General features: G+C 49.0%; 10 protein-coding genes. All 10 read right to left on the bottom strand.

Annotated elements, in window-relative coordinates:
• Positions 1 to 150 precede the first annotated feature (150 nt).
• Complete coding sequence (locus tag AC4PM4_RS27295) at positions 151 to 1,023, bottom strand: sugar phosphate isomerase/epimerase family protein (protein ID WP_063566455.1); 873 nt, start codon at positions 1,021 to 1,023, stop codon at positions 151 to 153.
• A 12-nt stretch (positions 1,024 to 1,035) separates the two neighbouring features.
• On the bottom strand, positions 1,036 to 1,911 hold the full coding sequence (locus AC4PM4_RS27290) for a sugar phosphate isomerase/epimerase family protein (RefSeq protein ID WP_063566456.1): 876 nt from the start codon (positions 1,909 to 1,911) through the stop codon (positions 1,036 to 1,038).
• Between the two features lie 139 nt (positions 1,912 to 2,050).
• Positions 2,051 to 5,152, bottom strand: a complete 3,102-nt coding sequence (locus AC4PM4_RS27285; RefSeq protein WP_072735794.1) for an alpha-mannosidase — start codon at positions 5,150 to 5,152, stop codon at positions 2,051 to 2,053.
• Positions 5,149 to 7,461, bottom strand: coding sequence for a glycoside hydrolase family 3 N-terminal domain-containing protein (locus AC4PM4_RS27280; protein ID WP_491614981.1), 2,313 nt, complete (start codon positions 7,459 to 7,461; stop codon positions 5,149 to 5,151). Before AC4PM4_RS27280 ends, AC4PM4_RS27285 begins: the two co-directional genes overlap by 4 nt.
• Positions 7,462 to 7,505: 44 nt before the next feature.
• Positions 7,506 to 9,728, bottom strand: a complete 2,223-nt coding sequence (locus AC4PM4_RS27275; RefSeq protein ID WP_176854836.1) for a helix-turn-helix domain-containing protein — start codon at positions 9,726 to 9,728, stop codon at positions 7,506 to 7,508.
• 196 nt (positions 9,729 to 9,924) lie between these two features.
• On the bottom strand, positions 9,925 to 11,562 hold the full coding sequence (locus tag AC4PM4_RS27270; protein WP_491614980.1) for a type 2 periplasmic-binding domain-containing protein: 1,638 nt from the start codon (positions 11,560 to 11,562) through the stop codon (positions 9,925 to 9,927).
• 142 nt (positions 11,563 to 11,704) lie between these two features.
• The gene (locus AC4PM4_RS27265; protein WP_231952803.1) at positions 11,705 to 12,613 is read right to left on the bottom strand and encodes a carbohydrate ABC transporter permease; all 909 of its coding nucleotides are present in this window, start codon (positions 12,611 to 12,613) and stop codon (positions 11,705 to 11,707) included.
• A gap of 15 nt (positions 12,614 to 12,628) precedes the next feature.
• On the bottom strand, positions 12,629 to 13,609 hold the full coding sequence (locus AC4PM4_RS27260; protein WP_090955356.1) for an ABC transporter permease: 981 nt from the start codon (positions 13,607 to 13,609) through the stop codon (positions 12,629 to 12,631).
• A 313-nt stretch (positions 13,610 to 13,922) separates the two neighbouring features.
• Positions 13,923 to 15,335, bottom strand: a complete 1,413-nt coding sequence (locus tag AC4PM4_RS27255; RefSeq protein ID WP_491614979.1) for an alpha-L-fucosidase — start codon at positions 15,333 to 15,335, stop codon at positions 13,923 to 13,925.
• A gap of 365 nt (positions 15,336 to 15,700) precedes the next feature.
• Positions 15,701 to 16,759, bottom strand: coding sequence for a Gfo/Idh/MocA family protein (locus tag AC4PM4_RS27250; protein ID WP_491614977.1), 1,059 nt, complete (start codon positions 16,757 to 16,759; stop codon positions 15,701 to 15,703).
• Positions 16,760 to 16,837: the final 78 nt, after the last annotated feature.

Here is a 16,837-nt window from a genome sequence, read left to right as displayed (position 1 = left end):
CGCTTTATTATACTTTATCATAATCACGGGACTGGGCATCCCTGAATAATGACTTATTTAACACAAAGACGAGTATATTTTCCAACATAAGAAGTGCAAAAAGAGCCACTTCCTTAAAGTGGCCCCACAATGTAAAACTAAATGATTGCCTTAAGCCTCTTCCCAGAAGCGGCGCAGGTTGCTCATGGCGATTTTGGAAGCAGATTTGCATTCCTCCATGCCCTCAAACTCAATCGTAATGTTACCATCATAACCGGAGTCTTTGATCAGCCTCACAATTTTGCGAATTGGAATATCGCCTTGCCCAACAATGGCACCGCGCAGGAAGTTGCCGTAAGCGGTTGTGAACCATTCCCCTTCACCCGGATGCTCATCATAAGGGCGGAAATAAAAGTCTTTGAAGTGGACCAGAGAAGCGTACGGCAGATTTTTCATGACCCCGATAATCGGATTCTCATCCACACACATGAAGTTGCCGATATCGAGTGTCGTTTTGAAGTTGGGACGATCTACGGCATGAAGCACACGCTGCACACGGTCACTGGCCTGCACACTGAAGCCATGATTTTCAATGGTCGTTGTAATGCCAAACTGTGCAGCATAATCAGCAATGATCTGGCTTCCCTTCACCATCAGCGGCAAATTTTCCTCAAACCAGGCAATGGTCATTTTCTCCTTAGGCAAAGTAAACGCCGTTACGTCATGACGCATATGCTTTACACCCATCCGGTGTACAACATCGACATGTCTTTTGACCCGAGCTATCTCTTCTTCAAAAGCTTCTTCCGTCTCCTGCACGAAATTCGCAGGCATCGAATAGTTGGACAGCTCAATACCCGCAGAAGCAGCCCGCTCCCGAATGGCGTCGGCGAGATCAGGATTGTCCTCCACGGTGTAACCATACGGAACCATCTCCATATGCTCGCCACCATTTGCAGCAATCCAGTCGATGATATCCAGAACCGTCATTTCACCTGAATTCAGATCGTTCAACAAGCTATACGTACTCAGGCCCACTTTCATCTGCTCAGCTCCCTATCGGTATTGTTGGATAAATTTAACCGCTTTGCGAATGTCCTGTTCCGGCTGGTCGCCTACCTCGCGTTCAATCGTCAGATAACCTTTGTAGCCAATATCCCGAAGGGCTGCAAAGTATGCGTCAAAATCCACACTGCCCTCGCCCAGCGGTACCTCACGGAAGAATGTTCCGGAAGAGACCATTTCGGCAATTTTCTCATGATCCATAGGCGCATATCCTACTGCACCGTATACGTCCCTCGGGTCTACTTCCTTCAGGCGCACACCATCTTTCACATGGGTATGCACAATATAATCCTTGAGCAGATGAACACCTCGTGCAGGGTCATCTCCGGTAACCATCACCATGTTCGCCGGGTCAAAATTCACTGAAACCCCGTTAGTCGACAGGGTATCCAGAAATCCTTTCAGGTCTGCTGCCGTTTCCGGTCCCGTCTCAATCGCGAAGTAGGCTCCTGCGCTTTTGGCGTATTGCCCCAGTTCCTCACATGCGGCATGCAGTGTGGCATACACTTCGGAGGAAGGATCGTGCGGAACAATACCGATATGTGTTGTGACGATATTTGTACCTAGATCCAAAGCAAGATCCACGATGCGCTTGGACTTCTCTACTTTCCACGGATTATCTTCCTTGACCTGAAACCCGTGACCACCCAAATCGCCAACCAGGGCAGAAATTTCAAGACCAAGAGAATCGATATAACTTCTTAACTCCTTGCGAGCTGTCGGAGAGAGGTTCTCAGGGTCCATCTCTCCATGGACTGCATAGATCTGTACGCCTTCTGCACCTACATCCTTCGCTTTGCTTAATCCTTCACGTACACCTACACCGAAGCTATCCACGATCACGCCAATCTTGTTTGTTAATTTCATGCCATACCCTCCCGTTAAATCGGTATTTGATTTTTCATTCCTGGTGAGCCTTCATGATGGACGGAATGCTCTATACAATTTTCGACCCCTACCCGGTCACTCCTTTTTCTCCGATCATTTCTTATCCGGTTTCTTGAGACTAATCTGCTGAGACCAGCTTCACGGTTTGAATTTCATATGGCTTGAACGTCAGCTCAAAATTCCCTTCATGACAAGCTAGTGGTCTAATATCATCCTCCAACAGATTGACTACAGACGTCTGTATACGCGCGTCAGCCCATTGAATCTCAACCGTTTCTCTTCCACCAGATGACTCATAGAAACGAAGTACCGTTCCCGTACCGTCTTCGGAAGCCTTAATCGTATCCAGAATGACATGTTCACTATGGAAATGAACCCAGCTGTGCTCTGCTGGCAATGTGCCAGAGTGTCGTTCACTTGCAACAACCCGAACCGGGTAGTTCAGTTCCATCGCACGTCGTACCACACCCGCTTCCCGCCAATCTCCCTGATGCGGCAGCAGGGAATACGTGAATTCATGCTCACCCCGGTCAGCATGTTCATCCGGCCATTTAGGAGCACGGAGCAGGGAAAGACGGATCGTCTGATCCTTGATGTCATATCCATATTTACAATCGTTCAGCAGGCTTACACCACTGTTGCCCTCAGAGATATCCGCCCAGCGGTGACCACACACTTCAAACTGGGCTTGCTCCCAACTGGTGTTGTTATGAGTAGGGCGCTCCAGCGCACCAAACGGGATTTCATAGGTAGCTTTCGCTGATACCAAATCAACGGGAAAAGCCACTTTAAGCAGCTTATGGCTCTCCGCCCAGTTCACCTTTGTCTTGAAATCAACACGTCGCTGATGACGATACAGGATAATATCCTGGTGAATCTCCGATTCGTTTAACTTCCAGTGAAACCGAAGGATATCCTGCGTTACTCCACGCTGTACTACTTCTTTGGAGATCAGCTCTGCCACTCCTGCTCGCTGCGATTCAAACCGCGGATCAATATCCCAAGCATCCCAATACGTTGGCCTGTCATGGAAAAACTGTAACTCATTCGCTTTATCGCCCGGCTTCAGCCACTCCCGTTGCATGGATTTGTCATACCATCTGGTGATCTCTCCTACATCGTTAAACTCAAGCGTGTAAAAGTCCGTTTCCCAGACAGAAGGAAAGGATTCATCCTGCTTCAATGCAGGAAGATTGGCATCCGGTTCATGGCGTAGCCATAACGTTGTATATCCAAAGGCCGGAATAGATCGGACATAGACTGACAAGGTCAGTGCGTCTCCATTTGCCTCAAGGTCACTCGGCAGACGATTACCCTGATGGTCAAACGCTGCTATACCGCTCAGTTTCTCGTCGCCTGTAATCGTAACGACTTCTCCCCGCTCCCAGCCCAGACTATTAAATACAACATAGGGCAGACCGTCGAAGCCATCTGTCGCAATGCGGTCCTCAATACGGCCAAGAGTACCATCCATAGCCGATGTCCCCAGAGCGAATACTTTCGTATACTCTTCCATAGATGTTACGTATACTTCGGGAATGGACGTGCCCGGGATAATATCATGGAATTGATTCAGCATAATCAGCTTCCAGCCTTCATCCAGATCACTTTTCGACTGAGCTGCTTCAACTCCGGCAAACTGCCCCCAGATTTCCGCTTCCCGATACAACACCTCCGCTTTGCGATTGCTCCGTTTGTTGCGCGCATGGGTTGTATAGGTTCCACGGTGCAGTTCCAGATATAAGTCGCCATGCCATTGGGGCAGCTTAGGATTGTTGTTCGAAATTTCCTCGAAAAACGCGCCTGCTGTACTAAAATTGCTAATGGGCTGCCCAACCATGAAATGGGATCGCTCTGCGAATGCAACCATTTCGTTCGTTACCCCACCTCCACCATCGCCATGCCCATAAAGCAGCATTTGCTCGGGGTGTACATCCTTCTGCTTGTAGGATTGCCAGTGCTCATCGACATCTTTGGGCCGGGTATGTTCATTCACTCCATGATTGAGATACGCAAGCACCGAGGTGCCGTCAATGCCCACCCAGTGGAACAGATCATACGGGAAAACGTTGGTATCATTCCAATTGAGCTTAGTGGTCATAAAATAAGGAATATCAGCCAGCTTGAGCAGTTGTGGCAGCGAAGCACAGTAGCCAAACGTGTCAGGAAGCCACTCGATGTTTGAACGCTTGCCGAACTCCTCCTGATAAAAGTTCTGCCCGTATAAGATCTGCCGCACCAGCGATTCGCCACTCGGAATGTTCAGATCAGGCTCTACCCACATGCCACCAACTAGTTCCCAGCGGCCTTCGGCAATTCGGGCTTTGATGCGTTCGTACAGCTCTGGATAGTGCTCTTTCACGAATGCATACAGCTGTGGTTGACTCTGCGAATACACGAACTCCGGATACTCATCCATCAAAGTACACATCGTGGAGAAGGTGCGGCTGGACTTGCGCACGGTCTCACGCACAGGCCACAGCCAGGCAATATCGATATGGGACTGCCCAACCAGATGCATGAATCCGTCCCGGTACTCTTCCGGGTCTTCCTCCTGCACCGACTGTGCGAGCCATTCTTCCCAATGCTGCACCCACGCCGCTTCACTCCAGCGCTCCGGCTCGTTGTACATCTTATCCATCACCTGATGAATATCCCGGATAAGACGGGTGCGCTTTAAGTCTTTCTCCGGCAATGCTCTGAGTGATTCTGCAAGTACCGTAATGCTATACATTAGACTCTGTAAAGGCGAATTAACACGAACCAAAGCGGCTCGGATGCCCTGAATTGGCGGCTGGATGACCGCCTGTCGATTCAAGGGGTCATGTGGTTCCGGTATGGGATCATATAGCTCAATCTCCAGCAAAGGCGTAGTTCCCACACGGCTCTTCGGTAACGGTACATACCCATGATTACGGTCCAGTCCGTGATAAGGCATGCCATTTACCCTTAGCAGCCCTTCACCCCCGGCCTCGAAGATCAATCCGACCACATCTTCCTCCCAATTAGCCGGAATCTTTACGGTTTTGCTCAGAAAATAAGTCGTTCCATGGTTGCTATGGAGCGGATTCAAGCTTTGAACAGCCGCATTCTCCTGTTCATTCTCATATACCCCTGGCCGGATATACTTGGTCTTCTGCATCTGCCACTCTGGAAGCTCAAGGGTATCCTTCCATTGCTGCTGAGCCAGATCCTGAATGAATCGCTGAATTCGAATCATACCTCCACCCCCACCTTCTGGATGTGTAAACTACAAGCAGTCCAGTCTCTGGAGCTGCTGCCAACCATCAGTCTGAATTCACCAGGCTCCACAACAGGCTGAAGACTGGAGTCGATCAGCTCTAGATGTTCTTTTTGCACAGGGAACGTCACCGTCTGGGTCTGTCCCGGCTCTAGATGAATTTTACGGAAACCCTTCAGCGAAATTTCGGCTCGGGTGACCGAAGCCGATACATCCGTAATATACAGCTGCACCACCTCATTTCCCGCAACCACTCCCGTATTTGTGACCTCTACCTGCACCTCTGCTTCATCGTCTGGTCCGATCACTTCCGGCACAACTCTTACATTCTCGTACTTAAATTCTGTATAACTCAGCCCAAAGCCGAACGGATATTGTGGTACCAGATCGATCTCCAGATATCGCTTACCCCGAGTGCGTTTGGCATTGTAGCTGACCGGAAGCTGACCTACATGCTTGGGAATGGAGACGGTAAGACGACCAGATGGATTCACATCACCGAACAGAATATCTGCAATAGCGTTGCCTCCCTCCTGCCCCGGATACCACGCTTCCACAATGGCATGGGCATGCTCATCAATCCATGATTCAGCAATCGGCCGGCCGTTAATATATACGACAATAACCGGTTTCCCCAGCTTATGTACTTCCTGCACCAGTTCCAATTGAACACCCATCAGGTTCAGAGACGAGCGGTCTATCCCCTCGCCGCACTCCATATCGTTCCATGGATCATCCGTAACAACGGATGCCCCCGTCCGCAGATCAATGGTCCCTTCGCCAAAATCCCGGCTACTTGACCCTCCCATCACCATAATGATGGTGTCTGCTTCTTCAGCACAGGCGAGCGCTTGCGCAAAGCCCTCTCTGGAATCCCCTTTGATCCGGCAGCCTGGTGCGTACAGCACCTTTCCGGTGTCAGCACCAAGCTTGCGCGTAATCCCATCCAGCACCGTAACGATCTGTCCTCTCGGCTGCGGCGAGGTGTAGTCGCCAAGCTGGTTGTAGACGTGGTTCGCATTTGGGCCAATGACCGCCAGTTTTGTACCTGTTTTACCGAGCGGAAGGGTGTTGTCTTCATTTTTGAGTAAAATGATTCCCTCTTGCGCGACTTTTCTCGCCAGCTGAATATGTTCTTCACATCCGATCACCTGCTCTGCAAAGTCAGGATCAACGAAAGGTTGTTCGAATAAGCCCAGTCTGAACTTCATCTCCAGCACCCGCCTTACCGCTGTATCCAGATCCTGCTCTTCAATTAATCCTTGCGACAGGGCCTGCCCGAGATGCTTACGGTACATGTACCCGGACATTTCCATATCCACCCCTGCCTTAAGCGACTGAGCGACGGCCTGCTCCCCGTTCTTCGCGGTGTTGTGTCCATTGACGAGCATCTGAATTGCACCAAAGTCAGTAATGACAAATCCGTCAAACCCCCATTGCTCGCGCAGGAGATCATTCAGCAGATACGAACTCGACGTACAAGGCACACCATCAATCTCGTTATACGCTGTCATGACAGAACATGCTCCGGCTTCCACTGCTTTCTTGAACGGCAGCAGATCCACCTCGTGCAGCTCTCGCAGTCCCATATGCACCGGAGCAGCATTGCGCCCACCCTCCGAGCTGCCATAGGCTGCAAAATGTTTGAGTGTCGCCACAATCGTCCGATTAGAATCGAGCCGGTCACCCTGTAAACCTTTTATCGCTTCAACCGCCAGTTCACCGATCAGGTATGGATCTTCGGCAAAACATTCCTCCGTCCGTCCCCATCTCGGGTCCCGTACGACATCAAGCACAGGAGAATATGTTGCCGCTCCTCCCTGGCTCCGAGTCTCCACAGCAGTCGCTTCACACATCTTGCGGTACAATTCCGTGTTCCAAGCACTTCCTATTGCTAACGGCACCGGGAATACAGTTGCCCCAATGGCCATATGCCCGTGAGAACACTCTTCCCCGAACAAAATGGGAATTCCCAGCCGGGAGTTCTCCATGGCATACCGCTGAATTTCATTAGTGGCAACAGCTCCTTGCCTAGGGGTCAGGCCAGTCTCCAGCGTCACTTCCGTCCAGGGATCAGCACGAAGTGCTCCATACAACGACCCAATCCCGCCCTCTGCGATGTCCTTTTTAAACTCATCTGTAACCTGAACCGTACCATCTGCTTCCTTAACATAAGTCTTCCACCCCATCGGCTGGATCAGCTGTCCTATCTTCTCCTCCGTGGTCATCCGTCCGAGCAGATCTTGGGTCCGCTCCTGAATGGGAAGCGAAACATCTTTATAGTCCATATGCACATTCTCCTTATGAGTTCGGCTTAGTCTGGTGCATGGGCTCACATGGCTTTTCTGTAGTCGCTAGGCGCTACACCCACCACATTCTTGAACGCCCGATTGAAGGAATTGTAATTCGTATACCCAACTTCCTCACTGATCTCCTGAATGGCCTTATCCGTCTCCAGCATGAGCTGCTTCGCCTTCTCAATACGGTGACTAATCAGAAGATCCACGAACTTCTCACCAATTTCGTCCTTAAACAGCTTGCTTAAATATTTCGGATTGATATCAAATAGATCACTTAGATAATTCAGCGACAACTCGGGGTTGTTGTAGTTCTGTTCAATATACTTGCGAATTTCAAGAATATGAGATCGATGTTTTCTGGAGCAATGAAGCGTCTGCATCTCATCAGCCAGCTCACGGAAACCCTCCCAGCACAGCGCGCGTAAATCATCCAACGTCTCCCAACCTTCCAACCTAGGAAGAAGTGGTGTAAATACAGATGCCCATCGCTCCTGATACTCTCGTGGAAGTTCTGCGAACTCCCGGTTATAGTGCTGGAACAGCAATTGGACCGTATTCATAATCTCCTGGCGGGAGAGCACGGATTCATGGATCTGTTCGAACAAGCGATCAAAATGCTTCTCCCACACATCTTCCGAGAGTCGCATCGCCTGCACCAGCAAAGAGATCGTCTTCAGGAACTCATACACATCATTGGTTGAGCTCGGTACCTCCCCGCATGGAATGATCCGATTCATGCCGAGCACAGCCTTGTATTCCAAGGCATGCACCGCCTCCTTCAGCGAAGCTCTCAGACCACGGACATCCACTGCCACTCTTCCAATACCAATGGTTACGGTGAAGTTCAAATACTGCCCAACCCTGTCAAGATAACCGGAGAGCAGTCTCTGCTCGGTTTCCTCACCTTTCTCCATTTCGGGAATCCAGAGTATGGCATACAGACGCTGATCCGATATCCACTCTGCCCACACTTCGGTGCCCTCGTGCCTTGCACTCTCCTGCAGAATGCTGGATAACACGAATTTCAGAAGGGATTGATCCTGATTGTGGTACTCCTCCATGAACCGTGAATACTGATCAATCTCCACCACCATTACAGCCCATCGATCCTCTAACTGCGGGAGCTTGAACCTGCTCATCTCCGCTGTCAGTTCATTTCCAGTAAAGTCCCGCGTACCCTCCAGCAGCTCCTGAAAGAAATATTTCTTCTGCAAAATCAGGTTCTCTTCATGCTCCTCCTGATATTGCTTGGTTTGATCAATCATTCGCTCCAGCGTAGTCTGGATAAAACGGAACTCGTTATCCTTCGTATAACCCGCCCCTGACTGTTTCTGCGAAGCCACCGTCTCAATCAACGTGACAATCTGCTGGATGGGCTTGTAATTTCTCCGTGTCACATAGATCACCCACACCACACCAATCAGGACAACTGCAACGGCAAAAACAAACCAGATATTATAAAATTTCAGGGCAAATTTGACGATCTTGCCATTATTCAGTCCCGTCTGTACCTTCCAGCCGCTGTAGCTGGATGTAAACTCGGAGAATACTTCACCTGAGTCTGTTTTGGGAGAAACCGCTGTAATTCCATCCTGAATTCCTCCGTCCCACAGATTGCCACCCGAGCGATTGAAGATATTCACGAAGGTGAATTCAGGGTCATACATCTGCATGATGGATTTCTGCAAGGTCGGCAGATCGACGTTAACAACCACAAGACCCGTGCCGTTTCCGACACCGCGAATGAGTGTAATGACCTGTTTTCCTTCCTCTGTCGGGAATGCCTTAAAGGATCTCGCCCCCACCCACTTTTGCGTTGCCGCAGCACGACTGTCTTTAATAAACGCTGCATCCGGGAATTCCTCAATCGGCACTGCCTTGCCGTTGCTGAATACCGTATCGTCGTTGTATCTCACCAGATATATGGAATCAATCAGCGGATACTCTATTTTTAATTCATCAATAACCTGGACTGCTTGAATTCCGGCATACACATCCTCGCTTCCGGTTACCGAATAATAATTTTTCAGGTTGGGATTGGTCAAAATATCACGCAGTACCTTGAAGTCGATGGAGCGCAGTGAATTGTCCAAATATTGCGTTACCTGTGACGCCAGAAATTCATTGGCCTTGAGTGCTTCTCTCCGGTTCTGTTCATTGAATACCTGAAAGAAGATAATAAACAGGATTGTGGTCACGATAAAAAAAACAGGCAAATACGAAAGCAGCAAACGTCTAAACCAACTGTTGTTCATCTCCGAGGCCCCCCACCACTGTTTATACGCATGAGCATTTTGCATAAGTTAGAATGACAACCGCGCCAATCTGGTCGCTAAGTTTCCATAAATATTCAGTAAATTATATCGAATGAAGTGGGGTAGTCAAAAGGAGAAGACCGTCCCGATTCCTGTGTTGGCATCGGGACAGCCTCATTCATGAATCCATTAATCTTTATTGATTCTTCTCAATCGCACGCTGGTAAATCTCAAGGTAATTGCTGAGTCCCAGACCATCAAAACCTTTCACGTACGCGTCCCATTCCTTATCGATGCTCTTGCTGCCGATAATGAATTGAGCCATATTGGTCATCACGTAATCCTTGACGGCTGTCGTGAGCTGCGCAGCGGTTTCTGTATCTTCAGGACGGATAAATACGTTCGCAGGATAGACTTCTTTTGGCGCATAAGGTTCATATACATTGGTTGCTTGCGCTAGACGTGTACCGTAACCCTCCGCTTCCAGTGGGTTCTGACCTTCTGCAAACAGATTGCGGAACGTATTGGACAAGTCATGTGCTCCGATCTGTGACCAACTCTCGTTGACTACAACATTTGGGTCACGCTCAGGCAGGTTGTAGTAGCTGTATTTGGCAGGCTCACCATTGATGTTTTTCTCATCGGCATCCGCCTTCTTCCAGCCTTTGCCTTCGGTCGGCCCGTACTCTGCATATAAAGCGCCTTCTTCACTGAACATATAATCTACAATTTTGATCGCAGCGATCTGTTGTGCTTCGGTCGCTTTATTGGTGATGGCGAACTCAAACTCACCTACGCTTTGCGTAGCACCTGTCGTCTGCACACCATCCGGCCCTTTCAGCGGAGGCACGATGTCCCAGTGCTGGTGGCGGGTGATATCTTTGTCATACGTGTTCACGAGGTAACTGACCAGCGCTGTCGTTATAGAGCCGACCACCTCATCACCTTCCTTGTTACCCAACTGCCCGATTGCCTGATCGTTCTGTGTGAAGGAAGCCGGGTCAATCAGGCCTTCTGCATACAACTTATGCATGTACTCCAGCCCTTTTTTCCACTCTTCCTTATTCGCTGCAAAATCAACCTTGCCATCATTCACGATCAGATATTTATCGTTGTCATTATAGATAAAGCTGTTCATTAAATAGGCATCGATGTTGCCGTTCCACACGTACTTGTTGGGTGCACCCGTGAGTGGAATCTCATCGGCTTTGCCGTTGCCATTCGGGTCTTGTGTTTTAAATGCCTTCAGAACTGTGTAGAGTTCATCAGTCGTGGTAGGCATTTTCAGACCCAGATTGTCCAGCCACTCGGTGTTAATCCAGTATTTCTGAGCGTACGTACAGTGGTAACATTCATTGAAAATCGGCAGAGCATAGATGTTGCCATCCGGCGCAGTTACCGCTTCTTTAAAGTACGGCTTCTCCTCCATCATCTTGGTCAGATTCGGACCGTACTGCTTGATCAGATCCTGCAGTGGAAGGAACACGCCCTGTTTTCCGTACGTTTGAAGGTCTGAGGTCGTGAACTTGCCATGGAGGAACACTTCGGGATAATCCCCACTCGCCAGCAGCAATTGTCTGCGGTCTTGCAGAGCGTCCGTCGGGGCCAGATCCCATTTCAGGGTAACATCGAACTTGTCTTCGATTAATTTGGTGAACTCATTTTCTTCCATGGACGCTTTACCTTGTGGGGCAAAGAAGGTCATCGTTACCGGGCCACCGCTCTCCCCGCTACCGTCGCTCCCTGTACCCGCATCCTCGGATGAACCACATGCGGACAACAAAGCCATCGAAGCAATAACCAGAAACAACATCGAAATCCAAGATTTTTTCAATCTGACTCCTCCTTTTTGTTGAAAACGGCATAACATTCTGATTACGTACTCGTGTTAAACCTTATCCCGGAAGCCGGAAGCCGGAAGCCGGAGTGTTCCCCCACCTCCTTTCAAGTGGCGTAACGGACGCAGATGACAAAGATCATCCTTTGAGCGAGCCAACCATAACCCCTTTAACAAAATGCTTCTGCACAAACGGGTACATGATGAGAATAGGAATGCTGGCAACTACGATCAGTGCGTATTTCAGGACCTGCTCGAACCCCTGATCTCTTAGCTGCTGGCTCGTATTGGCCAACATTGCTGGGTCTGCGGCGTTTAGAATTAGTAGATTGCGCAGCACATACTGGAGTGGGAACAGCTTCTCGGAACGAAGATAGATCAGGGCATCAAAGTACGCATTCCAGTGGCCCACCGCATACATCAGGGTCATGACCGCCAGAATCGGCTTTGATAACGGAAGAACTACGCTGATCAAATACCGGATGTCCCGACATCCGTCCATTTCCGCCGCCTCCCCCAGCTCTTCCGGGATGGAAGATTGGAAGAAGGTTCTCGCTACGATAACTTGGAACACTGCGAGCGCCCCTGGCAGCCACATCGCCCAGCGTGTATCCAGCAGATGAAGGTCTTTCATCAAGAGATAGGTTGGAATCAGACCGCCATCAAAGAACATCGTGATCATCATGAAAATAATGATGGCACCCCGTCCGTAAAACGACTTGCGCGATAGCGGATACGCGAGCATGACCGTTAGCGCCACATTGATAAATGTGCCTACAACGGTATAGATGATCGTGTTGTAGAAACCAAGCATGAGCTGCTGGCTTTTGAAAATGGAGATATAGGCCTTGATGTTAAAGTCTACCGGGAACAGCCACACCTGACCGGATGTAACGGCACGCGAGGAGCTGAACGAAGAACTGATGATATACAAGAGCGGGTAAAACACTGTTAGAAGTATGGCGAACAGAAAGATATAGTTGAATGTCATGAAGATACGGTCACCGAGCGGGTCCTTGATCCGGTTACGATTCATCAGGTTAAACATGGATGAGCTCCTCCTTTACCACAAGCTGTTCTGGGATACTTTGCGGGAAATGCCGTTGACGATAACCAGCAGGATCAGGTTGATAACGGAGTTGAACAATCCTACCGCCGAGGAGAAGCTGAAGTTGGCCCCGATCAGACCGACCTTGTACACATACGTGGAGATGACTTCCGAAGCACTCGTGTTGAGCGGATTCTGCATTAGATATATTTTTTCAAAGCCCACGCCCATAATGCTGCCCAAACTCAGAATCAGCATGATGACGGTGACCGGTACGAGCGTTGGAAGATCGATATGCCAAATTTTCCGAAGCCTTGAAGCGCCGTCCATCTTCGCTGCCTCATAGAGGGATGGATCAACCCCAGCGAGAGCCGCGATATAAATGATCGATGAATAGCCCATGCCTTGCCAGACACCCGACCACACATAGATGGATTTGAAGTATTCGGGAATGCCCATAAAGTTGGTCATCGGGAAACCCAGGAAGGTAAATAGCTTGTCTACAACACCCACATGCGGTGACAGCATCAGAATGATAATGGATACCATAACGACTGTGGAGATAAAATGCGGAGCGTACGTGACCATCTGGACGGTCTTTTTAAAGTAACCTGTTCGGATCTCATTCAGCGCGAGCGCCAGCAGGATCGGAATGGGAAATCCGGCGAGTAACGAGTAGAAACTGATCCCAATCGTATTTTTGATCAGCAGCCAGAAGTTTGGGGATTCAAAAAAGGCTTCAAAGTGTTTCAGTCCAACCCATGGGCTGCCCCAGATTCCTTTGACGACACTGAAGTCTTTGAAGGCAATCTGTACACCGACCATTGGAATGTACTTGAAGATCAATAGATACAATACGGGAGGAAGCACCAGTAGATAGAGCTCCCAATGCTTTTTTAGGCTTCTGATAAATGGATGCTGTCGCTTGGGCTCTGCGTCATTCCTTCCTTGCTGGAACTCCACCGGTGCAGGTATGCTTTCCGTAGCTCGACTCATTCGCGTCACTCCTTCTACACCTTAAGTGTAATAATACATTACATTTACATCCCTTAAACATCCTTTTCTTTGACTCTTTTTTCTGTAATAGTGTCATCCGTGTGAAGATTAATGTCAGGTAACGCTTTCTTAAATCGATAGTACCTTGAGCGGTGTTCTTTTATCAATTTGCAATTTTCTCCCACCTCTCCTTATTCCCAAAACCCTTGCCGGACAAGGGAAAATCGTCCTTTAGGATAGGTATATCGCAAAAATCACCAACCCAAAAAATCCCGGGGGACTTTAAAAGTCCCCCGGGATTTGAAGTATAGATTTATTTGTTTGTCAACAATCTGAACGTCAGCGTGATAGGTGCTACTTCTGTAACTACCGCTTGCGGCAACTCTACAGCAAGTCCATCTTCTGTCCGTTGGAATGACAGCACATCATCTGTGCCGACGAGTTCAATTCGCTCCACCTTTTCCACGTATGGAATGATTACCTGTGATTGTACTGCCTCGTTCTCGCTTCTGTACAGACGGAAGGCATACGATACGTTGAGATCTTCCTTACGTGTAAAGGCCCACTCTCCTGTGAAGTATGGTCCGCAAATCCGCGTACCATAGATGCCCTCCCCGTGAGTACCGATCCATTCTCCGAGGGCTTTAATGCTTTGCACTGCCCCTTTTGGAAGACGCCCGTCCGGTTGTGGCCCCACATTCAGCGCAAGGTTACCACCTTTGGATACTACCTCAAGCAGAATATGCGCCAGCTGTCTTGCTGATTTATACTGATCATCATATCCAAACGCAAAGGAATTGCCCACCGTGATGCAGCTCTCCCAAGGAATATTCATTGGATGCTCAGGGATGGTCTGTTCCGGAGTTACGATATTCTCATACGGTCCGCCTACTGTGCGATCTGCTGCGAGGAGCCACGGCTGTGTTGTCTGACGCGCCCGCTCCACCACTTCGCCTAATCGAATATCCTGACCGTGGCGTCCTTCACGTACCCAGCCTGCATCCAGCCACAGACATTCGATTCGTCCGTAGTTGGTCAGCAGTTCCATAATTTGCTCATGCGTGAACTCCACGAATTTCTCCCACAGCCATGGATACGCTTTCGGATCATAGGATGGTCCACGCCACATATGGCTTCCCCGCTCCATGCCAGGTGTCCAGTAATATGGCGTATGCCAGTCCGCTTTGGAGAAGTAAGCTGAGATCCCAAGCCCCTTGGCACGAAAAGCGTCAAAAAGCGCCCGGCAAATGTCCGCATACTTATGAGTGTGAAAAGGAGTATCTTTGCCCGTGATGCGATAATCGGTGGTATGTGTATCCCACATGCAGAAACCATCATGATGTTTGGTGGTGAACAGGAAATATTTGAACCCGTTATCAGCGGCCATCTGTGCCCACTCTTCAGGCTGAAAGCGAATGGGATTGAAGGTTTTGTTGAGATCAAAGTATTCCTGCTTGAAATGCTCCATGTCGTCAGTCCAGTCGATATCATTGCGCGACCAATCGCCATCCTCGTCACTTAACGCCCATGACTCCACAAGGCCAAGCTGGGAATAGGGACCCCAATGCATCATCAACCCCAGCTTCTGATCCTTGAACCATTCCAGGCGTTCATTCAGCAACGGATCTTCAGGCTTCACCCATTCCTCTTCCTTGCTAAAGTTATGCACGCCTGCTTCGACGACCTGTTCTTCCTGTTCCAGCACCGTATCTTTGGTTTCGCTCATCCCGTTCATCTCCTTTGGATTGGATATAAGATAAACTACACAAGTTAAGCTCTGTCACTCCAATTGCAGTACCATCTTCCGATCGCTGTTATCCCCGGATTTCTTTGATTTCACTTTATAATTGGTCGAAATCCGGGGATAAAGGCGAGCGCTTCGCTTCTTCAGATTGGTTCTGCAATCTCCGTTTTGGCTTAAACGTTCAGTTTCAACTTATAAAGACCTATAAGCCCAGTCATTTCGATTGCAGTGCATTCTTCAGATTGGTTCTAACTCCGTTTTGGCGAAATGTTTGGTTCAACAAGTATAGACTTGTTAGACCTCACTACTTCGAGTGGCGTTGCCATTTTCGGATCGAAACACCATATCTACAGTGAAATTTCGCGTCTTTCTCGTGCGGACTCGTAGATGGCACATAGGATTTTCATGATTTCAACGCCATCCTCAACGGGGCTTAGCGTCTCTTTGCGCCCTTGGGTACTGTCGATAAAATGATTGACTTCATTACGGAAAGAACCTGCGAAATCAAGGGATTTGAAATCCACCTGTGGCGTCATGTTCAAAATGGTATCGAATTTCTCACCGATCAGTGAAATTTCCGGTTCCAGTTCAGCGCCACCTTTATCGCCATAGAGTCTGACCGAAGTTTCATCCTGCTTCGCGTGCAGTGTGAAGCTTACATCCACCAGCAGGCTTGCCCCGTTCTCGAAACGAATCAACGCATTAGCCATATCCTCCACGGTGTTTTTGTTCGCATCATAATCCGCTGCCTGATAGAATGACAGATTACGGATATTTGCACGGTTACCCAATCGATTGGAGACATTCGCGGAGACGGTTTTCACTTTCGGTTTGCCCATCAGGTACCAGGAGATATCAATAATGTGCACGCCAATATCGATCAATGGGCCCCCGCCAGAACGCTCCACATCTGCAAACCATCCACCCGGATTGCCCAAACGCCGCAGACAGGATGCCTTGGCATAGTAGATCTCTCCCAGCTCACCTTCATCAATGAACTTCTTCAGGATCTGCGCATTGTCGCTATAACGGCGTACAAAGCCAACTTGAAGCAGCTTTCCACTGCGATGAACAGCCTTCTCCACTTCCAACGCATCTTCTACCGTCTGACAGAGCGGCTTCTCGCAAAGTACGTTTTTACCAGCATCCAGAGCAGCAATGCTGATCTCTGCATGTGTATCATTCCAGGTACAGATGCTGACCGAATGGATTTCAGGTAGTGCGAGGAGTTCCTTATAATCGGTGAATACATGGGTAGCGTTATATTTTTTCGCCGCTTCCTGGGCACGTGCTTCATTCAGGTCGCATATAGCGTATATTTCAACTTCGGGATTACTGTCATACGCTTGTAAATGAAAATCGGAAATTGAACCTGCACCGATAACGGCAATTTTAAGTTTGGACATGGATTTTCCCTCCATAATAAGTTGAATGATGGTCATATCAGTTGATTCAAAACATATGATAATCGGCTTAACGTAACA

Source organism: Paenibacillus sp. MDV22-iso6, assembly GCF_058408365.1.
This window is presented reverse-complemented; position numbering and strand designations above follow the sequence as displayed.

What these genes read in the sequence shown, in the direction of transcription:
- AC4PM4_RS27295 (WP_063566455.1), bottom strand. Translation starts at nt 1,023, where the DNA reads ATGAAAGTGGGCCTGAGTACGTATAGCTTGTTGAACGATCTGAATTCA.
- AC4PM4_RS27290 (WP_063566456.1), bottom strand. Translation starts at nt 1,911, where the DNA reads ATGAAATTAACAAACAAGATTGGCGTGATCGTGGATAGCTTCGGTGTA.
- AC4PM4_RS27280 (WP_491614981.1), bottom strand. Translation starts at nt 7,461, where the DNA reads ATGGACTATAAAGATGTTTCGCTTCCCATTCAGGAGCGGACCCAAGAT.
- AC4PM4_RS27255 (WP_491614979.1), bottom strand. Translation starts at nt 15,335, where the DNA reads ATGAGCGAAACCAAAGATACGGTGCTGGAACAGGAAGAACAGGTCGTC.
- AC4PM4_RS27275 (WP_176854836.1), bottom strand. Translation starts at nt 9,728, where the DNA reads ATGAACAACAGTTGGTTTAGACGTTTGCTGCTTTCGTATTTGCCTGTT.
- AC4PM4_RS27250 (WP_491614977.1), bottom strand. Translation starts at nt 16,759, where the DNA reads ATGTCCAAACTTAAAATTGCCGTTATCGGTGCAGGTTCAATTTCCGAT.
- AC4PM4_RS27265 (WP_231952803.1), bottom strand. Translation starts at nt 12,613, where the DNA reads ATGTTTAACCTGATGAATCGTAACCGGATCAAGGACCCGCTCGGTGAC.
- AC4PM4_RS27260 (WP_090955356.1), bottom strand. Translation starts at nt 13,609, where the DNA reads ATGAGTCGAGCTACGGAAAGCATACCTGCACCGGTGGAGTTCCAGCAA.
- AC4PM4_RS27285 (WP_072735794.1), bottom strand. Translation starts at nt 5,152, where the DNA reads ATGATTCGAATTCAGCGATTCATTCAGGATCTGGCTCAGCAGCAATGG.